The sequence below is a fragment of the Pyxidicoccus trucidator genome, from assembly GCF_010894435.1.
In the GTDB taxonomy this organism is placed as follows: domain Bacteria; phylum Myxococcota; class Myxococcia; order Myxococcales; family Myxococcaceae; genus Myxococcus; species Myxococcus trucidator.
On record NZ_JAAIXZ010000004.1, the window covers coordinates 576,687 to 602,199 of the forward strand.

Here is a 25,513-nt window from a genome sequence, read left to right on the forward strand (position 1 = left end):
CCAGACCGTCCAGGAATGTGGCGAAGACAGTCACGGAAAACCGCACTGCTGGAATGAGACATATTATGACTGGCATGCCCCGTGTCTCAGGGCGGCCCAGGCGGAGAAGGCCAAGGTCGATGACCGCTATGAAGCAGGCGTTACGATATATTCATACGCGCCGAACAGCGTGAATAACACGTGTATGTTCTTGTTGACGGGACTGCCTCTCTATAACGAGCGTTACGATGCGGCGCGCTGTGGAGTCACGCCCTACACGTGCCCGGACCCCGAGGCTCCCATCTATGCGGCATGTCGGCATCCCACTCATGGCCTGGCCGCGACCGTGGAGGAGTGCCATGCCGAGAATCCCACTGCAAGTCAGCTCGAGAGCCCGCGCAGGTACTCGACCCCCGGGCTGACCATCAACAACCTGCGAGCGCTTGCTTCACCCCGCGCGGTGCTCGAGGGCGCTGCCGGTCTCGCGCCGCGCTGCACCACTGCCAACGACCTGCAGATGCGCAACGCGACCGAGGTGCGGACGAAGTTCGACGCCCTCATGTCTCAATTGGCGGCATTGGAGGGTTGGGATTCCACGCCCGCAAGTGCTCCCGCCAATGTCAACCGTCCGGTGCTCCGCCAGCAGGTGGTGGACAACGCCAAGCTGCTCTTCGAGTTGAAGGGGGGCCAGTTCGATGACGCGCCAGCCACCACGAGGACCGAGCAGGGGCTGGAGCTCTATGAAGCGTACCCGGAGCAGGGCTCCCTCAAGCTGACGCGCGTCGACCCGTCCGTGGACTTCTCCTGGGGGGAGCTTGCCCCCGTGCCGGAAGTCGGAGCGGACCACTTCGCGGTGCGCTGGACGGGCAAGGTGAAGCCGCGTTTCACGGAGACGTACACCTTCTACACCCAAAGTGACGATGGCGTCCGCCTGTGGGTCAACGGCGAGCTCGTCATCGGCAATTGGACCTTGCACGGGCTCACGGAGAATGTGGGCACCATCGCGTTGACGGCGGATGAGTCCTACGACGTCCGCATGGAGTTCTTCGACTACGGCAGTGTGGCCACCGCGAAGCTGCTGTGGTCCAGCGCGAGCCAGGCGAAGGAGGTCATCCCCTCTTCCCGGCTGGCGACCGCCGGAGGCAGCCCCGGCCTCAAGGCGGAGTACTTCGACCACCGGCGTGTCGAGAGCTGCGGCAATCCGTGGATGCCCCCGGTGCCCGAAGCCACCTGTCCCGCCTCCGCGGACACCAACGGACTCTTCGCCCTGTGCCGGAAGCTGACGCTGGACCACGTGCCGCCCACCTCCGCGGCGCTGGTGCTCGGTCAATGCATCGAGGCCATCACCCAGGCGCAGGCCAACGCCTGCACCCAGGGGCAGTACCAGGAGGCCTACGACAGCATGATTCTGCCCATGCTCAAGGGGCACCTGGTCGCTCCTCACGCGAAGCTGAGCCAGCCCGCGGCCCTGAACGAGGCCCTCCAGCGGAAGCTGGCGTACGTCGACCAGTGGTACCGCACCGCCCGTGCGCAGGTGTACGGCGGAGACCGGCTGGCCACGCCGCTCCAGCAGCGCGCGAGCCAGGTGCTGGGTGAGTTCTGGCGCGGCGCCTACATGTCCGAGCACCCCCTGGGCATGCGGGACGACGAGCTGGAGCTCCCCGTCGAGGCGGTAACGGCAGACGCCCTGCAGAGCCTCTCGGACGACTACCTGAAGGTGGACCGGGCCGTCCTGTCGGCCGCGTTCTCCAACCGGAGCAGTCCGGCGACGCCGCCCCTGACCTCGGCGCCCCTGGCCCTCGTCGTCGGCGATGCCCTGCGCGGCATGTCACAGCGGCTGGGCCAGGTCGCCGCCGGCCATGACCTCGCCTGCCGCTTCCGGGACTGCTCGGCGGGCAGGGTCTCCTCCGAGGTGAGCCAGCTCTGGCGGTTGATGGGCACCCTCCCCGATGCGAGCTCGTTCACCACGCTGCTCGCGAGCTCCCCGAAGGTCAGCCCGGAGTGGCGCACCACGCTCGGACAGCTGAGCAGCCGCCATGATGTCCTGCGGCAGTCCATCGAGGATGGGCTCGGGCTCTCCCCGGGGACCTACCAGGCCGGGACGCTGGATGCGCGGGCCGCGGAGACCCATCCCGCCCTGCTCAAGGAGCTCGTGGAGCGGGTGAGGGATGCGCGCCAGCGAATCACCAGCTTCGACCAGACGGGCGTCTTCAGCCCCGCGCTGCGCAATGTCCTGCACACCGGCATGAACAGCGAGAAGCAGGCGGAGATCGACGCCAGGCTGAGCAACGCGCTGGATGACCTCACGTCCGCCATCAACGCGTACGAGTTCGGGCGCGAGGGTCTGGTGACGACGTATCTCCAGGAGATGCGCGCCGAGAGTGAGCAGGACCGGACGATGAACCTCATCCGGCAGCGCCTGTTGCGGATGACGCAGCTCGACACGGACCTCGCGGGAATGCGCCACAACGCCCGGACCGCCGACGCCCGCCAGGGCGAGTTCGTTCGCACCTTCGAGACGCTCGCGAGCCTGCCCCAGGTGGCCGACTTCCAGGTGGCGGTCGAGCTCCCGGAGACGGTCTCCGTCTCCGGCCTGGATGCGCTGTACGCGAAGCCCGCGCCCCAGACTCCCGTCATCACCGACAATGTCCGCGCGCTCGCGGCCAAGGGGTGGGTGCGGCAGGCGGAGGCGGGTGACATCCTGCGCATCGAAATCGGCCCCCAGGCGAGCTGGTCCCCCACCTGCGCCTTCCGGGCGCCCCAGGCGCGGCTGCTCCAGCCGGGGACGGGGCAGCTGATGCCCGTCAACATCACGGGCGTCACGACCGGGCCCGAGGGCTTCTCGGTGTCCGAGTCGAGCGGCACGTACACGGCGAAATCCGTGGCCTCCACCAGCCAGAGTGGAACCTATGAGACGCTGGCCGCGACCCAGGACGTCTGCGCCGGAGTCCGCGCCCAGGTGAGCTCACCGTTCAGCGCGATTTCGGGCACGGGGGTCACCGTCTATGCGGAGGCCAGGATGTGCGCGAGCCACTCGAGCTCCGGGCAGTGGTCCGAGACGGAGAGCGAGACCAGCACGGACGGGCAGGAGCGGCGCAGCTCCGCCTCCTTCACCGCGGGGCTGCGGCTGCCCAATACGCCCTTCCCGAGGCTCCCCGCCGGCAGCCTGCTCCTCGTGGAGCTGGAGCGTGGCGGCACCTCGCGAGGCGACATCGTCCAGATTCATCCGCTGCAGCGCTCCCTCAACACCGTCCTCGTCAACAACGCGCAGTCGGACTTCATCCTCGTTGCCAATGACCGGCAGTGCGGCGAAGCCAGTGATTTGTCGCTCGCCCTGACGGTGCACCATACCCGTCCGCTGCTCACGGGGTCGAAGGCCAGGGATTTGCTCGAGGCCATGGCGATGACCAAGACCGCCATGGAGGCGGAAGGAGAGCTGGCGCTCAAGCAGGGACACGTGAATGCCGCGACGCTCGCCAGCATCCGCGGCGGTGCCATCACCACGCTGCAGACGAAGTGCAGCTGCGCGCTGTCCTCGTACCCGGAGCACCTCCAGTCGCTCTTCACGTCGTGGGTGGACCACGAGATTGCCTCGCTGGCCCGTCACGCGGACATCATCGCGGCGGAGCGGGAGCTGGCCCTGATTGCCATCGAGCTCGAGGGGCTCGGGATGGACCTGACGAGCAAGAAGGAGGAGTCCCGCCTGTTGAAGCTGCTGCCGCTGTGGGCGCTGCGCAACATGGAGGGCGCGGAGCTGGCGGAGCGGACGGAGCAGCTGACGGACATCGTCAACTCCTACCTCTTCCCCATCATCCACCTGCGTTACCCGGAGGTCATCAGCAGCCTGTCGTCCAGCGCGACCGCCTCGGGCGAGCTGGCGGCGCTGATTGATGGCACGGACCTGCTGGTCTCACCCTCGGGTGGCACCACGACGAGCGAGACGTTGAAGCCGCACTGGAGTCGCTCGCGACTGGCGACGGCGAAGATCATCAAGTCCTTCGTCACCCGCGTGAAGACGGCCCTGGCCACCGCGCGGCTCGGCTCGGACAACTCCGCGACGACCTTCCCGGTGCTCGCCATCAGCTTCCCCAAGCCCGGGGTCCACGCGCCGGGGTGGACGTCCAACTACAACATGGCGGACGCGCTGCGCTCCGCCAAGGTGTGGGACGAGCTGCTCAATGGCGAGAAGGCCTCGCTCACGGTGCTGCCGGAAGACCTCTACCATGTCGACGGTGGCGAGAAGATGCTGTGCCATCGGGCGTCGATGGTCATCCGCTCGATGACCCTCTACTTCTCCATCCCGGACATCGGCAACTCGGCGGCGACGATGAACAACCTCCCGCAGAGCACGGGGACGTGGGTGGACCCGTCCATGACGTTCGTGACGAAGAGCGGGCCCGAGGAGTATCAACAGCTCAATTCCAAGTGGCTGGGGCCCGTCTTCTATCCGCTCTTCGGAGAGCCCCACGATGCGAAGTTCTGGTTCCAGGGCCAGAACAGCGACAGACGGCAGTTCCGCTCGGGCAATGGGCTGTCGCCGTTCACCACCTTCGACATCAATCCCAAGGCGTTGCGCAACTGGGTCTACCAGCCGCTCGTGTCAGCGGATGAGGTCGTCCTCCTCTTCGAGGTGGAGACCGAGCCGACGTTCGATGGCGGCAACATGACGTGGATCAAGACGTGTCAGCCGTCAGCGAGTCTGGCCGGGGGCGCGTCGGCCAGCGCCGCCGCGGTGGGTTCGCCGCTGTAGTCCCATCGGTCGGACCTCGAGGCGCACGTCGCGGGCCTGCTCGTGCCGCGGCGTGCGCCTTGTTTCAGGCAGTCCATTCATTTCTCAGGTGCGAGACCGGCCCGGCTGAGGACGCCTTGCGTCCTCATGGCAGGCACCGGGCACCACCGGGTCGTCAGGGAGCAGGAACTTGGTTTCAAGACATTCGACGTTGATGAGGGTGGCGTGTGTCGTGGTGGGGCTCGCCGCGCTGCCAGCAGCCGCGCAGACCGCCACGTCGCTGGACGCGAGGGTGCAGGCGCCGACGCTGGCGGCTCCCGAGCGGGGCTCGCTGGCCGGCCAGCTGGCCAGCACCGCCTTCGGTCCGGCGGACGTCAGCCGTGGCGGGTTCCAGCTCCCCTCCGCGCTGGGGCTGCCCGCGGAGCGCGGCGCCCCGCTGGCGAGCATCCTCCCCACCTACTCGCCGGACCAGGGCTGGAGTGAGTGGGGCCTGGGCTGGCAGAGCGCGCTGGCGCTGACGCGCTGGCGCGTCACGGGAGACCTCGACTACGCCACCGACGAGCTGACGGGGCCCTGGGGACGCATGGTGCAGGGCCAGGATGGGGACTGGTACCCGCTGGGCCTGTCCAGCGCGGTGCGACTGCACGCGGAGCCCACGGGCGCCTGGACGGCCTGGCTGCCGGACGGCTCCCGGTGGACCTTCGGGAGCACCCACCGCGTGGACACCCCGAAGGGCACCTATGCCTGGTACCTGGAGGAGGTGGTGACGGCGCTCGGCCGGAAGATGAAGCTGGAGTACGACGTCAACGCCTCGGGGCGGCGCTTCATGAAGGCGGCCCACTACGGGGGCATCGGGGACGACTTCCAGTACCGGGCGGACTTCGTCCATGAGCTCCTCGCGCGGCCTGGGACGGACCTGCGCTCGGGGGAGGCGCTGGTGCTGGACAGGCGGGTGAAGGACGTCATCGCCTTCGCGAGAAACAGCTCCACGGGCCTGTTCGAGGAGCGCTGGCGCGAGACGCTGACGTACGTGGACGACGCGCCGGGCCCCGCCTTCCACCTCACCGAGGTGCAGCGCACCTACGCCTCCGGCCAGCAGCCGCCCCCGGTGCGGTATGGCTACTCCCTTCCGGGGGAGCAGTTGGATGCGACGGCGTTGCGGCGCACGCCCAAGCTGGACGCGGTGCTCTCCCAGTGGGGAGGGGACGCCACGCAGCCCCACCGCGCCGCCGTCCTCGACGTCAACCTCGACGGCCGCCCGGACTTCGAGCACCACCACGACAACACCCTGCTGGTGCAGGAGGACGCGGGCTTCGCGTCCGAGCCGCTGCCACCCGCCTCCGCCACCGTTTCTCCCGCGTGCCGCCGCGCGCCCGGGGCGCTGAACGAGCCTCGCCTGCTGGCGCAGCTGCGCGCCTCCGAGGACGCCTTCCAGGTGGTGGCCCTGCGCGCCAACACGCCTCGGACCCAGACCACCTTCACCGCCTGCGACCGCGCGGGTGAGCCCTTCTCGTCACAGACGCTCACCGGTGACTGGACGGCCTCCAGCAACGTGCGCCTGGTGGACGTCAACAGGGACCGTCAGCCGGACCTGGTGCGGGTGTCGGCAGGGCGCGTCACCATCCTCCCCAATACGAGCGATGCCTCGGGCTTCAGCTTCGGCGCGGCGAAGGTCGTGACGCTCGCCCCCGTCTTCACGCCGAACACGTCCTGGGTGCATGACGTGAACGGGGATGGCGTGGCGGACATCGTCAGCCGTGGCACCGGCGGCTCGGTCTCCGTCTGGCTGGGCAGGGGGCAGTTCGCCTTCGAGACGCAGGCGAGGAACTTCCAGTTCCGCGGCACCACGGGCATCCCGGTCTCCAGCCTCGGGGACTCCCAGCTCACCTTCCTGGATGCGAACCGGGATGGCCTGGCGGATGCGTTGCTGACGCGCACCAGCGGCACGGGCGCCTACCTCTACCTGAACACCGGCACCGGCTTCTCGCAGGTGACGGTGCCTGCCCTGCAGGCCATGACGAGCACCCTGGGACGTCCCGTGGTGGGGGACTTCGCCGGCACCGGGGACACCGAGGTGGGTTACGTCCTCTCCGGCGAGGCCTACAGCCTCGCCCTGGATGCGCCGCAGACGTCGCTCATGCGCTCCGCCGATGACGGCAAGGGGACGGTGCTGCGCTTCGAGTACGCGCGCGGCCCGGCGACCCCGGGGGTCCTCCAGCGCCAGTCCCTGCTGGCCGCGCTCCAGGTGGAGTCCAGCGGCTACGACACCGTCCGCTACACCTACGACTACGAGCAGCCCACGCTGCACAGCGTCGGGCGCTTCCTGGTCGGCTTCGGCGGTGTCACGCGAACGGCCCCTGGAATGGTCTCCGCGGCCAACTTCCTCAATGGAGATGGCTTTGCCGGACTGCCCTCCTCCGCCACGCAGCACGACATCCTCAGCCCCGGGCTGAACACCTACGAGTACCAACAATATGAAGATGCCCTCTTCCGGGGCATCGCCTGGAAGCGGCTCAAGGTGCAGGGCACCGGCTGGAGCCAGTCCGACGGGCAGGCCGTGGGCGCGCGGACGGAGTACACCGCCTATGAGGCAGAGCTGTGTCCGTCGCGGGTGGTGAACCATTCACCCCACGGCACCCTCACCACGGAGACCTGGCGTGCCTCGGTTCCCGGGCTGGCGGGTCATCTGCACTGCCTGAATGCCGGAACGCGGCTGATGGGCAGTCATGCCGACTCCACGCTCGACTTCCAGAACGAGGTGCGCATCCAGCGCAACGCCGTGGGCCTCATCACCCGGGTGGAGGACGTGGCGGCGTCCGGGGATGTCCTGCCCATGCAGGAGGTGGCGTATCGGCCCGACTTCCTCATCGACCACATCACGCTGCCCGGCAAGGGCACCGCGTACTTCGACTGGGAGCCCGGGAGCACGTCGCAGCTCTGGCGCGTCCGCTCGCCTGACGGGCTCGTGCTCGAAGCCACGGCGCGCCACCCTGGCACCGGCGCCGTGACGGCCCTGACGACCCGGCGGGGGAGCCGGTCCTTCACGCGCTTCTCCCGCTTGGATGGCCAGGAGCGGCTGGTGAAGCAGTGGGACGACCTGGAGGGGGCCAGCGAGGCCCTCCCCAACGTGCAGCTGGCCTACCAGTACGCCACCGGGACCCGACCCGGGCGCATCACCACGACAGGCCTGGTGGATGCCCTCGCGGGTGCGTTCGCCACCCGGGTGGAGTGGCAGACGGCCGCGGGGGAGGGCATCGCCAGCGCGGCCCTCATTCCCGACGGCTGGCGGGTCGAAGGGCTCACCACCCGGAGCCGGAACCTCCTCCAGACGAAGCAGTATGTGCGTGCGCCCCTGGGCGTGAGCACCGACGTGACGAGCGTGGACTACGGCGACCTGCTCCTGGGGGCCAACGTGGTGGGCACGCTGAACACCACCGGCCTGGGCTTCGAGTCCGATGCGCTCAACTACCTGCATGCGAACGTGTCCCAGCACGTGGCGACCCGTCTGTCGGTGCAGGACGGCCTGCTGAAGCAGGAGGCGGTGGAGAATGGCACGCACACGACGCGGCGGTTCATGGACGCGGACAAGCGGCTGGTGGCCTACGAGGACGAGGCCGGCACCCGCTACACGTATGGCTATGACGCGCTCGGCCGGCTGCGCGCGGTCCTGATGCCGGGCGGGAAGGGGCACCGCGTCTTCTTCGACTCACATGGGCGCGTGTCGCGCGTGGTGCGGGACGACGTGGCCCAGGTGGCCTTCACCTACGAGCCCGGCACCGGCTTCCTGGCGTCGAAGAGCTTCCTGTCTCCCGCGGGGCAGCCGGTCCGCAGGGAGGACTTCACCTATGACTCCCAGGGGCGGCAGACGCACGTGCTCCACACCGAGGTCGCCACCAGCGCCACCCGCTCGTACCGCTTCTATTACGACGGCGCGACGCCCTCCTCGGGAGTCATCGCGGAGGACGCGGGCCTGCTGACGGCGGTGCAGGGCGAGGGGTTCCTCAAGCTCTTCATGTACCGGGTGGATGGCAAGCTGCTGCGCAAGACGCTGAAGCTGAAGGACTGGCGCGTGGTGGAGCAGGTGCTCACGTACCGGGAGGACGGGAGCGTGCGGCAGGAGGAGTCCTGGCTGCGCGAGGGCGATGGCACCCTGCTGTCGCACAACGTGCTGGCCAATGCGTCGGACGTGCATGGACGGACCGCCACCATCCACCTGGATGGGGCGCTGCTTGCGGACCTGCAATACAGCAGCGACGGCGAGCTGGGCGCCGCGCAGCTCGCCAGCGGGAGCTGGGTGACGTTCTCCCGTGACTCCCTCACCCGGGCCCCCGTGGGCTTCAGCCAGGCGGCCCCGGGCCTGATGACCGCCACCTCCTGGCGCTTCAACGCGCGGAGTCTCCTCGAGAGCGAGACGATGTCCGTGGGGACCGTGACGCTGGCGCGCACCCATGGCTATTCGGCGCAGCGCTTCCTCACGTCGTCGACGGACGCGCAGCACACGTATGCGTATGAATACGACGTGGAGGGGCTGCCGGGCCGTATCGAGGAGAATGGCGCGTCTCGCACCCTCACCCGGCAGGGCAACACGCTCACCGCGGGGAGCACCGTCTACACGTTCGATGACCTGGGCAGGACTGTCTCCATGGGAGACCTGTCGCTGGCCTACGGTCCCGACGGGCACCTGGCGCAGGCCACCCGGGGCACGGACACCTGGGAGTTCCTTTATGACGAGGTCGGCCAGCGCCTGCTGAAGCTGAAGGACGGAGTGCCGCTGGCGGCGTACCTCGAGGGCGGCAGCTGGCTGGATGACAGCGGGCTCACCCGGCCCTTCAAGGTGGGAGGCCAGCTGGTGGGCGTCACCCGGGGCAGCACCTTCACCCCGCTGGCCGCGGACCTGCGCGGCACCGTCCTCTCCGACGATGACGGCACGCCTCGCTTCGCCTCGCCCTACGGCACGCGCACCACCCGCCCTTCCTCCAGCGCCGCCATCGACTACGTGGAGAAGGGGTACGACGCGGACCTGGGGCTCATCCGCATGGGCGTGCGTGACTACGACGCCTCGCTGGGGCGCTTCACCACCCCGGACCCCTACTTCCTCGAGGCGCCCCAGAAGTGCGTGGACAGCCCCGTGGAGTGCAGCCTGTATGGCTACTCGCGCAGCGCGCCGACCCTGTATGCCGACCCCAGCGGGCGTGCAGCCGTGCTCATTCCCGTGGTGCTGTTCTTCCTCCTGGTCCCCATGACGGACCAGGAGGCCTTCGAGACCGCCGGGGAGATGCTCGCCTCCGCGGCGATGCCGATGGTGATGACGGGCTACTACGTCGGCAAGGCCGCGGCGGAGCTGGAGGAGCGCAAGTACACCCAGGCCGGCCTGTCACTCTTCGGCGCTGCGACTGTCGGCTTTGGGCCCGCCATCCTAAAGCGGCTCGGGATTGCGCGCGCGGCACGCGCGGCGGCGCGCGCAGAAGCGGCTGCCGCCAGCGAGGAGGTCAAGGACACCCTGGCCATCGTGAACGCCCAGCCCGGGGACGATGTCGTCGAGCGGAGCGTCAAGGCACTGGCGAAAGAACGGCCCGACAAAGTCGTCGAGATTGGTGACGTGGGGATTCTCGCCAACGAGCAGCGACTGACGGTTGTGGGCCACGGCGACAAGGCGGGCCTTGTTGGCGACATGACCGCCAAGGAGCTCGCCACCAAGCTGAAGGTCGGAGGCTACAAGGGCGGCACCGTCGAGCTGATTGCGTGCAACACCGGGTGTAACGGGTACGCACAGAAGCTCGCGAACGAGCTGGGTATCCCGGTGAGAGCGCCCATGGGCCGGACGAGCGTCACGGATGGACTCCCCGGCGTTCCCCAGGTGGTATCTCCCACCACGGGTAAGCTCATGGAGGCCAGCAAGGGGTGGGAGTACTTCTTCCCCGAGAAGCCATGGTGGAAGTTCTTCTGAAACTGAGTGCCCCACCCAGGCTGGTGGGCTACTGGAAGGGGACCGGCGAGGATGCGCGCTGGCCCCATCCCCGCGACCTGGTCGACCCCTCGTGGGAGAAGGAGCGAAGGCAGCAGATCGTCTCCTATCTCCAGCGCGGGGTCGTCATCCTGGAATGCCTGGGCTACTCCCACTGCCGGTTTCCCGGCGGCCCACCGGGAGCGCAGATGGGGTGCCGGGAGCTGTCGGATGGAGCCTGGTGCTGGCCAGAGGGGCTCGCCATCTACGTCCGGGACTATGACGTCCGGCTGCCGGATGAGTTCGTCGCCCACATGGCCGCCAATGGGTTCTGCGTGCCGGAGGGGCTCGACAGGGCGGAGTTGCTGGAGCTCGGCTACGACCCGCGCTTCTGGATTGAGTGGGCCCGGCGCGAGGTGCCTCCCTTCTGGAGCTGGAGGGGGCTGCGGCGCAGGCTGGGCAGGGCCCGGCGTCCCCGGTGAGGGGTGTTGTTCCGGGTGTTGCCCCCGCCCGGCGGCGGGGGCCACCTGCCTGAAATGAAACGCCCGGGCCTCCCTGAGGGAGACCCGGGCGTGGGCACCGCCCCGGCCGTGGGCCGGGGCAGTCGCCGAGGACTACTGGGAGTAGCCGAGCGTCAGGCCGAACACGTGCGCCTGGCCGTTGTACGTGCCGGGGATGCCCGGCGCGCTGCTGACGTTGTCAGCCAGCCTGACGAACTGGTAGGCCGCGTCGGCGCGCAGCGCGCCGAAGGCGTAGCCAACGCCGCCCGTGAAGGCGAGGCGGTCCGCGTCCGGCAGGTCCGGCGTCAGCGTGTCGTTGGGGCTCGGGGACGGGTCGATGACGAAGCCCGCGCGCACCGCCAGGGCCTCCGTCACGCCGTACTCGGCGCCCAGGTGGAAGTTCCACGTCGACTTCCACCGCTTGGGCAGCGGGTTGTTGAGCGCCGGGTTCTCCGGGAACTCAATCGCCAGCTGCTCGAAGCTGGACCAGTCCACCCAGTTGGCGTCGAACGCCAGCGTCAGCCGCTCCAGCGGGGTGAAGGCGATGCCCGCCGCCACCGACGCCGGCAGGGTGACGTCACCCTGGACGGTGGTGTCGAAGGTGCGCGTCTGGAACCCGTCCGGGATGTCCTGGAAGTCCGCGTCGCCCTTGAACGTGAGGTCCATGGAGCTGCGGAAGTGCACGCCCGCGGTGAGCAGCTTGGGCACCACCACGCCCTGGACGCCGGCGTTGAAGCCCACGCCCCAGGCGCCGCCGCCCAGGTGGACGTTGCCCTCGCTCGACACGAAGTCCAGGGCGCGCTTCAGCTCCAGCGTGCCACGGCCGATGTCGAGTCCGGCGCCCAGGCGGAGGCGCTCGTGCACCTGGTACGCCACCGTGGGGTTGATGTTGTAGACGGCCATCGCCGACTCACGGGCGCGGAAGCGGCCCGAGAAGTCGTCCACCCAGCGGCTCTTCGCGCCGAAGGGCGTGTAGATGCCCAGGCCCACGGCCAGCTTGTCCATGACGCGGTAGGTGGCGAACAGGTGCGGCGGCGGGGACAGCGTCGTCTTCTGGCCCTCCGTCGCCCCGCCCTCCCGGGTGAACTTCAGGGTGGGAAGGATGCCGGTGTCGCCCAACGTCACGTCCAGCCGCTTCACGCCCAGGATGTTGGCGGCGTTGGAGTAGATGGCGGACGAGTCCTCCAGCCACCCGGCGGCTGCGTTGCCCATCGCCGTGGAGCGGGCGCTCTGGGTGTTGATCTGGAAGCCCGCGGCCTGCGTGGTGCCGGCGGCAAGCAGCGCTACCAGAGAGAGTGTCTTCTTCATGGTTTTATGTCCTCTCACTGAGTCGCGTTACGGGAGGGTCGCGGAGCCGGTCTTCAGGAAGCCAGCGATCTGGCCCTGTGCCGTATCGCGGATGGACTTCAGGAAGGCACCCGTCCCGGTGCTCGGGTCCAGGCGCTGGTCGTTGACGGTGAGGAAGTTGTGCTTCGCCCCGAACGTCGTCAGCTGCGGGATTTCGGCCATGTACCACTGCACCGTGTTCGTGGCGCCGGGCCGGTTGGCGGCCGTGAGCAGGTTCGCCGTCACCGCGTTGGGGAGGACCTCGTCGTCCTTGATGTACTGGATGAACGCCGCGCGGCCGGCCGGCTGCGAGGGGGCGTTCAGCAGGAAGTAGCCGTAGTTGCGCGCGTCCGCCGGGTCCAGGATGGTCCTGGCCAGGGTGATGAACTCGTCGAACTGCGGCGTGCCCTCGGGACGCCCGGCGGTCGCCAGCTGCCCCTTGAAGGCCGCGGCCTGGCCAGCGAACGCAGGCGACGTCAGCAGCACGTCCACCAGGCTGCTGCCCGCGGTGTTGAGCGCCACGCGGCGCATGCGGGGGGAGACGGACGCGGACAGGGCACCCTGGAGGCTGCCGAGGCTCTGGCCCACGTAGTCCACCTGGGCCGTGTTGAGGGAGCCGACGCCGTACGCGTTGAGGCGACCGCGCAGGCCGTCACTGCCCAGCACGCGGGCGAACTGCGCGAAGTCCACCACGTGGTGGCGGAAGTTGTCGCGCGTGGCGAACAGGTTGGCGACGTTGATGAAGTTCCACCCGGAGATGCGGGCCGGCATGGGCAGCCCGTCCCCGCCGCTGGCGGCGCGGTTGAAGTCACCGCCCTCGCAGCTGCCCGTGCTCAGGCAGCGGCCCTGGCCCAGCGCCGCGCAGGTGAGGTCACCGTGCGCGACCTCAGGGTTCGCCGGGGTAGTCGGGCGCGGGTCGCACGCGGCGGCCGTCTCGGGAGCGATGCAGCGGCCGAAGGTGGCGCTGTTCACGTTCTGGTCGCAGGTGGAGCCGGCGGAGCACCCCTCGTTCGGGGTGTCGATGGGGTTGGCCGGGTCACTGGACGGGATGGGCGCCGCGGCGCTGATGCCCGCGCAGCTGGAGCGCTCACCGTGGAGCACGGTGTCGATGGCGGCCACCGCGAAGCCGTTGGCGTTCAGGGTGTTGGCGACGTTCATCACGTTGTCGCGGTTGCCCGTCAGGCCGTGGCCGAAGACCACCACGGGGAAGCCACCCTCGGGCGCCGGGCCCGCCGGCAGGAACAGCATGAACGGGAGGCGGTCGATGCGCACCGCGGCGCGGCCGAGCGTGCCCCGGTCGTCGGTGAGCACGTAGGGCGAGAGGTAGCCGCCGATGAACGCACGGTCCACCGCGCCGGTCTCCAGGCGGAGGTTGGCCATGGTGGTCTTGATGCGCGTCGTCTCGTCCGCCAGGAAGAACGGGTCGGCCGGAACGCTCGGCCCCACGGGAGGCGTGGGCGCGGCGTTCAGCTGCGTCAGCACCGAGCGGGTGCTCTGCGTGGTGAAGGCCCACGCCAGGTTCACGTCCTTGCGCTTGACGCCCTGGGTCTCCAGCGCGTCATACAGGCCCTTCATGCCCAGGCGCGCCGGCTCCAGTCTCTCGGCGAGGAAGGTCGGCACCGCGGCCACCGTGCTCTGCTTGTTGGCGTCCAGCAGCGGGGCGCTGCTGCGCAGCAGGGCCTGGGGCGCGGTGGGCGCCACGGTGCGGCCCTTGAGGTCCTTCATGCCGCGGAGGAGGACCACGGCGTACGTGGTGCCCTCGTCCAGCGGCGCCTCGGGGACGATCTGCAGCTGCTGCGGCGGGGCCTTCCCACTGCCGCCGGCTGCCTTGCTGGACATGCAGTTGAGGCAGACCTTGACCTGGGGCTGCGTCCCCTTGTCCAGGTTGGTCAGCTTGAGGAACAGCACCGTCTGGCCCAGCTTCACCGTGTTGGGGTCCAGCTCCGAGCCCAGGTCGATGGCGCCCATGGCGGCGCCGTTCTCCGAGATGATGGGCGCGGTGGTGGACCAGCCGTCCAGCGTGTTGAGGCCGGTGGCGAGGGCCACCTCCTGCCCGTTGGTGGGCGTAGGCTCGGGTACCGGCAGGTTCAGGCGCGCGGGGGTGGTGGCGGTGGCGGGGATGCGCACCAGGTCATTGGGGAAGGGGACGATGGGCGACGCGGCGCCCGGGTCGAACGTGGCCTCCGGGTGGTTCATCACCGTGAAGGTCCACAGCAGGAGGACGTTCTCGCGCGGCACGGAGTACTTCTCGACCGCCAGGTTGATGATGGGCGCGTAGCCGCGGCGCAGCTGCTCCAGGAGGAGCGCGGTGCGCGTCTGGTCCGCGATGCGCAGGGCGGGGTCCGTCTCGGTGGAGGGGATGATTTCGGTGGCCGCGCGGCAGTCGGGCGCCGTCAGGTCCTCGCAGGTGACGAGCGCGTCCGGCGAGCTGGCGAAGGCCCACGTGGCCGAGGGGATGACCTTGCCACCCGCCTTCGCCTGGATGCCGCCCTCACCGCCGAGGATGACCACCGCGAAGCGGCCACCCTTGGGCCAGCCCGTGGGGGCGATGACGTTGATGCGGTCGGTGTCCTCGTTGTACCCGATGACGACGTCACGCGGCACCGGCCGCGACAGCGGCGTGCCCTCGTACAGGTCGATGATCTTGACCGAGTCCGTGTCCACGCTCAGCGGGTCCAGGTCCTTCACCGTCGTGCTGGCGCTGATGGACGCGGGGAAGCCGTTCAGCGTGTTCACGAAGTCGCGCGTGAACTCCTGCTCCGCGGCCGGAGCCGCCGGGTTCACCGGCGCGTTGACCAGTCCCGTGGCGGAGTTGAGCGCCAGGTCGTTGGGCGACGGGACGACAGCCGGCGAGCCAGAAGGGTCGAACTCCGCGACAACTACGGGACTGGTGGGCGCTGCGTCCTTGGCGATTTCCGGATCACACGCAGCCGCACCCAGGGCAAGAGCCCCCAGGAACAACACCTTTTTCATGGGTAACACCCCTCCGCGTCCAAAGTTGGACTGCTGGAAACGATTCCGTGGCGTAGCACGTCCCTTGGTTGGCCGGAAGACAAGCGGCTTGACGCGTCGTGTTAGTCGTGACTTGCGGGCGAGCGGGACGGACTGGGCGTCTCAGGCGCTGCGCGGCACGCATGCGGCGGGTACGTTGCGGGCATGAACCGACTGTTGAGTGTGCTGGTGGTGACCGCGGCCGTGGTGGCTCACGCGGAGGATGCCGGGGGGTTGACGTGGACGGCCCCGGCGGAGTGGACGGCGCAGGGGGAGCGGCCGATGCGTGCCGCCACCTACAAGATTCCGGCGGCGAAGGGCGACGCCGAGGCCGGCGAGCTGGCCGTCTTCTACTTCGGCCAGGGCCAGGGCGGCGCGGTGGACGCCAACGTGAAGCGCTGGGTGGGCCAGTTCCAGATGGCGGACGGCAAGCCGGTGGACAAGGCGGCGAAGACGAAGGCGGAGAAGCTCAACGGCATGCCCGTCACCACGGTGGACGTGAAGGGCACGTACGCGGGCGGCGGGCCGATGATGGGCCCCTCCGCGCCGAAGCCGGGCTACCGGCTGCTGGGCGCAATCGTGGAAGGGCCCGAGGGCGCCGTCTTCTTCAAGCTGACCGCGCCCGAGAAGACGGCCGCCGCCGCGGAGAAGCCCTTCCGCAAGCTGCTGGAGTCGGTGAAGAAGAAGTAGGCCGCGCGGGCTACTTCTTCCCCTTCGCGGGCTTCACGGCGCTCTTGGGCGTGGTGGAGTCCGCGAGCGCGCGCTTCACCACGGCCGTGTTGCGCTGCTTGGGCAGGTCCGGCATCAGCAGCACCTCGATGCGCCGGTTGCGTGCGCGGCCCTGCGGGGTGGCATTGCCGGCCACCGGGCGCATCTCGCCGTAGCCCGCCGCGACGAGCCGGCGCGCGGGCACGCCGCCCTTGTCCTGGAGGAAGCGCACCACGTTGACGGCGCGCGCCACCGACAGCTCCCAGTTGGTGGGGAAGGTGCCCTGCAGCTTCTGCGACGGCGGCGAGTCGTCCGTGTGGCCGGACACCTGGATGAACTTGTCCTCCACCTTGGCCAGCACGCCGCCCAGCCGCGTCAGCACCTCCTGGCCCCGGGCGCTGATGCTGGCGTCGCCGGAGTCGAAGAGCACCTTGTCCACCAGGTCCACCTGGATGCGCCCCTCGTTCTGGGACAGGCGGATGGCGCCGTTGGCGATTTCCGCCTTCATCTTGTCCTGAAGGTCGTCGTAGGTGGCCTTCAGCTTGGCCAGCTCCGCCTCCTGCTCCTGCACCGTCTGGCTGAGCTGCTCCTTCTCGGTGCTGAGCTGCTCCTTCTCGGTGGTCAGTTTCGCGCGCTCGGCTTCCGCGGCCGTCAGCTTCTCCTCCATCAGCTTCCGCGCGGCCTCGGCGTCGCGGGCGCGGCTCGCGGCCTCGTCGGCGGCCTGACGCGACTGCTCGGCCAGGGCCTGGGCCTGCTGCGAGCTCCGGTGCGCGAGGAACAGCACGCCGCCCGACAGCAGCACCACCAGCGCCGTCACCAGCCAGGGCACCCAGGCCCGCCCCTGCTCCTGCCGCCCGTGCTCCCGAGGGGACTCCGTCATGTCGTGACCTCCAACGCGGCGCCGGGGGGCGCCCACGTCTGGAAAGTTGAGGATGTACGCCGGGTCACCGTAGCGACAGCGCCCGGGTGCGCCTCAAGGCGCCCCGGGTGCGTGCAGGTATCTGGAGGTTCAACGTTGCAGCGACGTCAGAACGGGAACCAGGAGGGACGCACGCTGCGTGGGTCGCTCAGCGCATGGGAGAGTTGCGAGCCCAGGTCGCCGAAGGCCTTGTCGTCCAGCCACATGGCTTCAATCTTCTGCTTCCCGAGCTTCACCTCGTGGCGCTTGCCATTGGCGGCGGTGGCCACCACGGTGTCGCCGCCGTTGTACGTGACGCGGAACTGCTCGCCCCAGATCTGCACCGGCTCGTCGAACTTCATGTTCGCGGGCACCTGGGTGGTGAGGTTGGTGCCGCGCGAGCCGGGCACCTTGAGGTCGTCCATCAGCTCGCGCAGGAAGTCCCGCGTCACCTCGCGCGTCTGCTTGTCGAGCGTGGGGTCCACCTTCGCGTCGTAGCCGAAGCCGAGCATGCTGTTGCCCTGCTTGGGGTTGGTGAGGTCCCACGTGGGCACGCTGAGCATGAACTGGTTGGCGCCCGGCTGGGTGCGGTCCCTCCAGTCCTGCGCGTTGGTGGCGTTCTGCTTCAGCATCGCCACGCCGTTGAAGGCGTTCCACACCACGTCGTCCGTGTCGAGCTGGCCGGTGGGCAGCGGCTTCGCGGTGCCCTGGCCATTCACGGGGTGCGCGTTGCCGCGCGAGTAGAGCGACGCGCCAATCTGCGGCAGGTCGTTCTTGTTGTAGCCCATGGGCAGGTTGTCGAGCGTGCCGCCGTCCACGAGGTGGAGGTTGCGGCCGGTGGTGGGGTCCACCACCTGCACGGGCTCGAAGACGCCCGGAATGGCCATGGAGGCGCGCATGGCGAGCGCCACCGGGGTGTCCGGCGTCGTCTCCTGGCTGAAGACGAAGATGCGGTCCTTCGCGCTCTTGAAGCCGTCCTTGCCCACGGCGCTGTCGTACGCCTTGGCGGCCACCAGCTGCAGCGGCACCTTGAGGTCCGCGAAGGTGACGGGCCGGTCCGTGATTCCGGTCAGCTCGCGCAGCTTCTGGTCGAAGAGGTCATACGCGGCCTGCCCGTCGAGGAGGCCGCCGTCCTTCATGTCCAGGTCCAGGTCGTAGAGCTTGCCCAGGCGCGGGTCCTTCGCCACGTCCTCCAGCTGCTTCGGCGTGCAGCCCGTGGCGGCGAAGGCCGCGGCGATGGAGCCCGCCGAGGTGCCCGTCAGGCTCACCGGCACCACGCCCAGCTGCTGCATCTCGCCAATCATCGCGGCGTAGCGCTTGCCCTTGCCGCCGCCGCCCTCGAGGCTCAGGTGGACGCCGATGGGCTCTCCGCCCTTCACCGGCATGCCGGCGTCCTCGCGGGCCTTGGCCACGGAGGCGGTGTACTGCGCGGCCTTCTTCGCGTCGCCGCCGGTGAGGAAGTCCAGGGGCGCGGGCGGCTTCGTCACCGGGGTGCCGGTGGGGAAGCGGCTGGCGTGGACCTGGCCGTTGGGGAGCTCCTTGGCGAGGAACTGCGGATCCAGCCACAGCGAGCCCGGGCGGGGCGCGTTGGCGCGGGTGTAGCCCGTCGTCTTCGTCAGCTCGGCCTCGGCCTTGCCGAGCGCCGCCTTTACCTCCGCGTGGCGCGGGTGCGAGGGCGGCAGCAGGTCCAGCTCCAGCGCCAGCGAGCGCACCTTGCCCAGCGTGTCGCGGAAGCCCTGCGTCTGGGCGATGAGCTGCTTGCCCTGCGTGTCGTCGATTTTCGGCGGGAGGACGCGCTCCAGGACCTTGCGCAGGTCGTTGAGGTCTACGTCCAGCAGCTTGTCGAAGGGAATCTGGAGCGGCTTGCCGGTGAGGGTGATGCCCTCCCACGGCTTGCCCCCGGTGCCGGCCAGCTTCGGCAGGCCCAGGCGGCCCAGGTCGGGCAGGCGCGCCTCGAAGCCGTCGACGAGCTGATCCGCCTTGCGGGCGACGTTCTGGAGGCCCTGGCCCAGGCGGGCGAGGACGTTGGTCTTCTCCGCCTTGGGGGCGGGGACCTCGGGAGCGCGACGGGGAGCGACCGGGATGGGAGACGAGGTGTTCTTGACGCTCATGGGCGGGGGGCTCCGCGGATCAACCGGGGGGAAAGTCGATTGTAGCGGGATTATCGCGCGCACCATGTCGCAGGTTGTGTGTCCTGCTGTCGCGGCGCGCGCTTGGGCCGGCAAGCCCCTTGCTAGGGATGATCCACGGAGGCGCCCGGCGCCTTCGTTTCAGGAGGCAAGCCGTGACGACGTGCCGCAGTCCCCAGCTCCAGTCCTTCGTAGCCCGCGCGGTGACGCTGTTCCCCGAGGACACCGTCCTCGCCGCACTCCAGGTGATGCACCGCCATGGAGTGCACGTGCTCCCAGTGGTGGATGGCCAGGATGGGGAGCTGCTGGGAGAGGTGACGGAGGGCGAATTGCAGCGCCTGTTCGCGTGCGCCCCCCTGGCCCGGCTGGCTGAAATTCTGACCGCGAAGGCCCTGACGGGCACGGAAGAAACGACGGGAGTTCCGTACGAGGCGCTCATCCCCGAGTCCGCGCGGCCCTGGCTTCACTGAACCTGGGTGCAGCGCCGCGAGCAGGAAGCGGCGTGCGCGTCGGGCAACGGTATGGTGCACGAGGGCCGCCCCGTGGGGACAGTCAGTGGTTGGCTCCGTGGCGTGCACGGGGGGCTCGCGCATGGGACAGCCCGTCGACGGGACGTAACACTGTGGCTGGTACGCGCCGGATAAGGAAAAGCGCTTCGAGCGTCCGCCCAGTGGATCCGCGCATGGGGACGACGTGTGGAGCTTCGAGGGCTACCCGGGCTCGGATTCGGAGCCCTTCTTCGAGTTGAAGCTGCTGCGCGAGTTCTACGTAAAGGCCCGCACGGACTACACGGGGCGCGTAACGGTGCCGGTGCTGTGGGACAGGCAGTTGGAGACCATCGTCAACAACGAGTCGCGCGAGCTGCTGCCCATGCTGGACACGGAGTTCGACGCGTACGGCGACGCGTCCATGCAGCTCACGCCCCCGCACCTACGCCCGCAGGTGGACGCGACGCTGGACGCCATCTACCCGTCCATCAACAACGGCGTGTATCGCGCGGGCTTCGCGAGCAGCCAGCCGTCGTACGCGGTCGGGATGGTATCCGCTTGGGCTCGCCGCTGGTTGACATCATCGGGGCGAGGACCGTGCTGGGGAGGACCTGCGGTGACGACCTCATTTTGAACCCACCAGGGCAGCGAGTTCTCTCGTGTATTGATGGTCAGGTCCGAGATGGGTAAGGAAGACTTGGTAGGCGTGCTCAAGGAGTTCGTACGCGCGGCTGTCCTCCTCGCCCAATTGTCGCAGGAGCAGTGCAAGGTTCATTTCCGTAACCGCTGTCGAGGGATGTTCGGAGGTACCGTAGAGTCGGGCTTCAATGCGCAGCACGCGCTCCAGGCGTTCCCGTGCACCCGCCAAGTCTCCCTGGGCGTGCAGCACCCCCGCCAGTGCGTGCAGGGACGCAGCTACGTCGGAGTGCTCCTCGGTGCTGTAGAGTCGGGCTTCAATGCGCAGCACGCGCTCCAGGCGTTCCCGCGCGCCCGCCAGGTCTCCCTGGGCGTGCAGCACCCCTGCCAGTTCGTGCAGGGACGCAGCCACCTGGGGGTGCTCCTCGGTGCCATAGAGTCGGGCCAGGATGCGCAGTACGCGCTCCAGGCGCTCCCGCGCGCCCGCCAGGTCTCCCTGGGCGTGCAGCACCCCCGCCAGCGCGTGCAGGGACGCAGCTACGTTGGGATGCTCCTCGGTGCCATACACTCGGGCTTCAATGCGCAGCGCGCGCTCCAGGCGTTCCCGCGCGCCCGCCAAGTCTCCCTGGGCGTGCAGCACCCCCGCCAGCGCGTGCAGGGACGCGGCCACCTGGGGGTGCTCCTCGGTGCCATAGAGTCGGGCCAGGATGCGCAGCGCGCGCTCCAGGTGTTCCCGCGCGCCCGCCAAGTCTCCCTGGGCTCGTAGCACGCCCGCCAGCGCGTGCAGGGACGCGGCCACATTGGGGTGCTCCTCGGTGCCATAGAGTCGGGCCAGGATGCGCAGCACGCGCTCCAGGCGTTCCCGCGCGCCCGTCAGGTCTCCCTGGGCGTGCAGCACCCCCGCCAGCGCGTGCAGGGACGCGGCTACGTCGGGGTGCTCCTCGGTGCCATAGAGTCGGGCCAGGATGCGCAGCACGTGCTCCAGGCGTTCCCGTGCGCCCGCCAAGTCTCCCTGGGCCTGCAGTACCCCGGCCAGCGCGTGCAGGGACGCGGCCACGTCGGAGTGCTCCTCAGTGCCATGGAGTCGGGCCTTGATGCGCAGCGCGCGCTCCAGGCGTTCCCTCGCGCCCGCCAGGTCTCCCTGGACTTGCAGCACCACCGCCAGTGCGTGCAGGGACGCGGCTACGTCGGGGTGCTCCTCGGTGCCATAGAGTCGGGCCAGGATGCGCAGCGTGCGCTCCAGGCGTTCCCGTGCGCCCGCTAGGTCTCCCTGGGCTTTCAGCACGCCTGCCAGCGCGTGTAGGGACGCAGCTACGTCGGGGTGCTCTTCGCCTGTCAGGCTCACTGCCAGCGCTAATGACTTCGTCAATACTTCTGCTGCCTCCGCCACGCGGCCTTTCCACATGAAAAGGCCTCCCAGTTGATCGAGTACGAAAGACTTGTCCGTATCATCAACCAGACCGACGGCTTCCTTGAGCCTCTCCTCCGCATTCTTGCGCACCTCACCACAACGCATCTGGAGTTGGACTTCGAACGCAAGTGCATTTCCTCGAATAGCGCCGCTGACACCGGCAGCCAGGGCTCGTTCCACCCAGCCCAGTGCCTCGCGATATCTGCCAGCACCACGTAGAGCCAACAGAACCTGTTGTGCAGGTGCCCATGCGTCGTTGCCTACGCTCGCGGAGCACAAATGCCGTGCCGCACTGGCGGCAAGTCCAAGGGCCGTTTCCTGCCCCTTCCACTGCCGCTTGAACCACTCCCCGAGCCGACGGTGGGCATCAAGGCAGTCCCGTCCCTCCAGCCGCCTCACAGCCTCCACGACCGTCCGATGGGGTGCCCATCGTGGCTCCCCCCCATAAGGAGGCTCGAAGGCGCTCAGCAGACCCGCCAGAGCAAGTTGCTTGCTGCTGCCCTCCTGGTCCTCTAGTGCCTTTACAGCTCCCCAGGGCGCAGGTTCTTCCAGTACGCCGCAGCGGCGGAGGTGCGCCTTGGCTTCTCCTCCTACCGCGTCGAGCAACCATGGGAGCACCAGATCTGCGCTCAGCTTCACGTTTCGCGAGGGGAGTATCGACTCGATCAGGTCCTTTGTGACGAGCCCTGCATACGCCAAGCCAGGGGCTGCGAGACCTGCCTTGTCCACCTTCTCCCGTACGAACCCATCTAGCCATTCGAGACTCCGTGGGTGTCCATCCACTCGCTCCGCGAGCCAGGCGATATCGTCCGCGAGAAGTCCACTGAATGCAGGCCACCAGGGAATCAGGCGCACGAGGTCTATCTCCCGCATGACCGGCAGCGGGTAGCACGCCGATTGCGGTGTCTCCTCTGGCACGTAGCGCGTCGAGGCCAGCAGCGCGAAGCGCTCCTCTCTCTCGGAAGCATCGAGCAGGGCCTTCCAGAACTCCTTGAGCGCTGGGTGCTTCCACACGCCCAGTTCACCCTGGCTCAGTGGCTGCTGAAGACTCTCGGCATCGTCAAGATAGACGAGCAACCCGCCTCTCTGCCGCCCCAACCACACGAGCGCGGCCACCAGGGCCGCGCCCGTGAGTCCATCACGTTGAAGGTTCGCCAGGACCTCGTTCCAGGCAGCCCCTTCGCCAAATTGCTGCACCTGCTCCCACAGGGTCGTGACCGGTTCGCTACGCTCACCCGCGAAGCGGCCATCGAGCACGACCGCATGCGCCGGTAACGGTCGGCCTCCTGCATCTCTGCTCCCCAGTGCACGCGCCAGGATTGGGACCAGCTCGGCACACAGCGCCGTCTTGCCGAGGCCACCCAGGCCGTGGACTATCAAGGCCCTCTGGCCATCCTGGCGGAATCGGCGGATGAGCTCGGCACGCACCGTCCTCCTGCCCACGAAGCCGAACTTCAACCGCTCGACGCCTCCAGGCCTGCTGGACCGACTTTCATCACCCGGTGAGGGCTCCATCCGGTCGAGCCGCTCATGCAGGCGCTTGCGCTCACTACGGCCGAGGTCGGAGCCAACCTTCGTCGCGGGAAGTGCCGTGGGCACGTCCTCTCCCCGGTGGTAGAGCACGACCTGCGCCCAGCCGAGCGGATAGGCATGCGTGGCGTCCGCACCATGGCGCAGTGGCTGGCGACAGTGCTGCCGCACCTCTCGCACCGCTTCGCGCGCGGATCGACCGCGAACCAGCGCGGCATAGAAGACCTCTTCGGCACGCGTGCATTGGGCATCGCCGACAGGCCCCAACCATGCGACCACCTGATGAATCCCCTCGCGGTGCAGTTCGGCTGCGGACGAGGACGCGGGGTCCAACTGGACCACCGCCGGGTCCACCATTCGGTGGTCGCCGGAAGCCGGGGCGGAGCGCTCGATGGATGCGCTGTAGCAGGACGCGAGGAACGCAAGCCGTGGCAGGCGGTGGATGCCACTCCTCAGGCGTGCGACAAGGTCGCGGACGGGGAGCGGTGCAGTGCACGCGGCATCGTCCTCGAAGAACAGCGTTCCCGGGTCGCCGTGTCCCGTGAAGTGCAGGGCCACGGGCTCATGGGCCTTCAGCGCATCAATGAGCGTCTCCGCAGTACCCGTATCGGTGATGAGCAGCCGGCGCTCCTCCTTACCCATGGCCCGCCAGAGGCGATAGCACTCGTGCTCGTAGTCGAGCCGGACAGCGTTGACGGGCGCGGCGACCGTGGCGACGACGGTGAGCTCCCGGTCGGGAGGCTCCAGCCCTTCGGTCTTTTCAACGACTGCCTCGCGAGCGATGTCGAGCGCACTGCGCTCCACGGGAAATTCACCATTGAGGCGCAACAGCTCCCATGGAAGGGCGAGGAGCCGGTCTGCTCTTCGCCGCGCGTCGTCGCTGTGGTCTTCCGCGTGGACCCGTAGCTGCAGCAGCGGAGGAGCGCCGCCCGTGGAAGCGTTGAGTGTGGCCTGGAGCCGCGCCCGTGACTGAACCGAGAGCAGTGCCTCTGCGAGCGCCTCACCGACCCGCACCGAGAGCGCACGCAGCTCCGTCTCGATGGCCTTTGCCTCCGGCCTGATGTTCCCACGAGCATCGGTAGGTAGCGCTGTGTCCGCGAGCACACGGAGGCGGTTCAGGTCGCGCGCGAGGTTGGGGTCTGCCAGCGGGTCGCTGGGGGTCCAGTCCGCACAGCCCTCCGTCGAGGCTCTCAGCCCATGGTCGGTGTAAAGGTTGATTTCGAAGCGTGACGATCCGAGCGGCACACGCACAGCGGCGAGCTCACTGAGAAGCCGAGGGAGCGCGTCATGGTCTTTGATCAGGATGGGCCTGAAGTTGATTCTGGCCAGCAGCTCCCGGGCATTACGCTCAATCCCGCCGTCCTGGTAGCGGTACTTGAGGACGGCATCCCAGTCGGATTGGGTGAGCAGGGCACTCCAGACGTGAAGGCTCCGGGCGGCATCGTCCGGGAGCGCGGCAATCCAGTTGAGGATGCGCGGGTCCTGTAGCGAGCAACCGGTGAAGAGCAAGGGGCGCTGGCGGAGGAGCACGTAGAGCTGCTTCTCCAGGAAGGGGTAGCGCTGACCGAACTCGGTATAGGCCTGTCCGGAGAGGACAACCCTCTCCCAGTCGTCATACGAGCCGTGGATTTTCAGGATGCGGAGAGCACCCTCGCCGGTGATGGGGGCATTGTCTTCCAGCGGCTGGAGCACATGGCTGATGCCCAGCTCGTTGAAGGTATGTTCGATAAGCGGGTCGTAGTTCGTTGTGACGATGGCGTGGAAATCGCCGGCTCCCGCGAGGCGTGCCAGCGCTCGGTGCGATGCCGTGGGTCGACGGGGCTGACCTAAAGACTTCTGGAGCAACTCCCCCAAAGTCGCTTGCCCTTCAGCTGCGAGAAAGGCGTCCGCGACTTTGAAGAATGGAAGCGACGTGTCGATGGAGTCAGAATCGAGGGCGACCTTCTTCATCGCCTCGACGAGCTTCCAGGTAGACGGGTAACCCGCCGCGACTGACAGGCCGGCTCCGACCCAGAGAACCGGCTTCCGCTCAAGCAGCTTTGCGAGCGTGTCGGGCTTGGGTTCAATGGGCTTGAATCCACTGGTCCGGTCTGCCGACATGAGGTGCCCCCGTGTGCGTGTCGAAGAATACCACCGTCCATGTTCTTCGTGCGCGCTGATGGATGAGGCAAAACCGACTCTGGCACGCGAAATCATCAAGGCTGCATCGGCATGAGATACTGCTCGCTCGATTCGTGGTGTTGC

General features: G+C 68.6%; 11 protein-coding genes. 6 read left to right on the forward strand and 5 right to left on the reverse strand.

Annotation, left to right across the window (positions count from 1 at the left end; all coding sequences use genetic code 11):
- Positions 1-184: 184 nt before the first annotated feature.
- The 3 genes from G4D85_RS15660 (at position 185) to G4D85_RS15670 (ending at position 11,134) form a co-directional block, all read left to right on the forward strand.
- Entirely contained in the window at positions 185-4,729 is a 4,545-nt protein-coding gene (locus tag G4D85_RS15660) for a PA14 domain-containing protein (protein WP_164012620.1), read from the forward strand.
- Between the two features lie 169 nt (positions 4,730-4,898).
- Positions 4,899-10,655, forward strand: coding sequence for an FG-GAP-like repeat-containing protein (locus G4D85_RS15665; RefSeq protein WP_164012622.1), 5,757 nt, complete (start codon positions 4,899-4,901; stop codon positions 10,653-10,655).
- The gene (locus G4D85_RS15670; RefSeq protein WP_164012624.1) at positions 10,637-11,134 is read left to right on the forward strand and encodes a hypothetical protein; all 498 of its coding nucleotides are present in this window, start codon (positions 10,637-10,639) and stop codon (positions 11,132-11,134) included. The genes G4D85_RS15665 and G4D85_RS15670 overlap by 19 nt, the downstream gene beginning before the upstream one ends.
- A 132-nt stretch (positions 11,135-11,266) precedes the next feature.
- Here G4D85_RS15670 and G4D85_RS15675 read toward each other — a convergent pair whose 3' ends face one another.
- Positions 11,267-12,460, reverse strand: a complete 1,194-nt coding sequence (locus tag G4D85_RS15675) for an OmpP1/FadL family transporter (RefSeq protein ID WP_164012626.1) — start codon at positions 12,458-12,460, stop codon at positions 11,267-11,269.
- 27 nt (positions 12,461-12,487) lie between these two features.
- Positions 12,488-15,451: a hypothetical protein gene (locus G4D85_RS15680; RefSeq protein ID WP_164012628.1), complete on the reverse strand. Its 2,964-nt coding sequence runs from the start codon at positions 15,449-15,451 to the stop codon at positions 12,488-12,490.
- Positions 15,452-15,634: 183 nt separating this feature from the next.
- Here G4D85_RS15680 and G4D85_RS15685 point away from each other — a divergent pair, with 183 nt between their 5' ends.
- Positions 15,635-16,159, forward strand: a complete 525-nt coding sequence (locus tag G4D85_RS15685; protein WP_240359294.1) for a hypothetical protein — start codon at positions 15,635-15,637, stop codon at positions 16,157-16,159.
- Positions 16,160-16,169: 10 nt separating this feature from the next.
- Here G4D85_RS15685 and G4D85_RS15690 read toward each other — a convergent pair whose 3' ends face one another.
- The gene (locus tag G4D85_RS15690; RefSeq protein WP_164012631.1) at positions 16,170-17,057 is read right to left on the reverse strand and encodes an OmpA family protein; all 888 of its coding nucleotides are present in this window, start codon (positions 17,055-17,057) and stop codon (positions 16,170-16,172) included.
- Positions 17,058-17,203: 146 nt separating this feature from the next.
- Positions 17,204-19,186, reverse strand: coding sequence for a patatin-like phospholipase family protein (locus G4D85_RS15695; RefSeq protein WP_164012633.1), 1,983 nt, complete (start codon positions 19,184-19,186; stop codon positions 17,204-17,206).
- Positions 19,187-19,359: 173 nt separating this feature from the next.
- On the opposite strand from G4D85_RS15695, the gene G4D85_RS15700 reads away from it, so the two are divergent.
- Both G4D85_RS15700 and G4D85_RS15705 read left to right on the forward strand, forming a co-directional pair.
- Positions 19,360-19,674 (forward strand): CBS domain-containing protein, encoded by a 315-nt coding sequence (locus G4D85_RS15700; RefSeq protein WP_240359295.1) that lies wholly within the window; start codon positions 19,360-19,362, stop codon positions 19,672-19,674.
- Between the two features lie 223 nt (positions 19,675-19,897).
- Positions 19,898-20,326, forward strand: a complete 429-nt coding sequence (locus G4D85_RS15705; protein WP_240359296.1) for a glutathione S-transferase family protein — start codon at positions 19,898-19,900, stop codon at positions 20,324-20,326.
- Here the strand turns inward: G4D85_RS15705 and G4D85_RS15710 are convergent.
- Positions 20,318-25,369 (reverse strand): tetratricopeptide repeat protein, encoded by a 5,052-nt coding sequence (locus tag G4D85_RS15710; RefSeq protein WP_164012637.1) that lies wholly within the window; start codon positions 25,367-25,369, stop codon positions 20,318-20,320. The two genes, G4D85_RS15705 and G4D85_RS15710, sit on opposite strands and share 9 nt — an antisense overlap.
- Positions 25,370-25,513: the final 144 nt, after the last annotated feature.

Bases quoted from the DNA above. Each gene is read 5' to 3' on its own strand.
- G4D85_RS15670 (WP_164012624.1), top strand. From the start codon at position 10,637: ATGGTGGAAGTTCTTCTGAAACTGAGTGCCCCACCCAGGCTGGTGGGC.
- G4D85_RS15710 (WP_164012637.1), bottom strand. From the start codon at position 25,369: ATGTCGGCAGACCGGACCAGTGGATTCAAGCCCATTGAACCCAAGCCC.
- G4D85_RS15680 (WP_164012628.1), bottom strand. From the start codon at position 15,451: ATGAAAAAGGTGTTGTTCCTGGGGGCTCTTGCCCTGGGTGCGGCTGCG.
- G4D85_RS15690 (WP_164012631.1), bottom strand. From the start codon at position 17,057: ATGACGGAGTCCCCTCGGGAGCACGGGCGGCAGGAGCAGGGGCGGGCC.
- G4D85_RS15685 (WP_240359294.1), top strand. From the start codon at position 15,635: ATGAACCGACTGTTGAGTGTGCTGGTGGTGACCGCGGCCGTGGTGGCT.
- G4D85_RS15675 (WP_164012626.1), bottom strand. From the start codon at position 12,460: ATGAAGAAGACACTCTCTCTGGTAGCGCTGCTTGCCGCCGGCACCACG.
- G4D85_RS15660 (WP_164012620.1), top strand. From the start codon at position 185: ATGTTCTTGTTGACGGGACTGCCTCTCTATAACGAGCGTTACGATGCG.
- G4D85_RS15695 (WP_164012633.1), bottom strand. From the start codon at position 19,186: ATGAGCGTCAAGAACACCTCGTCTCCCATCCCGGTCGCTCCCCGTCGC.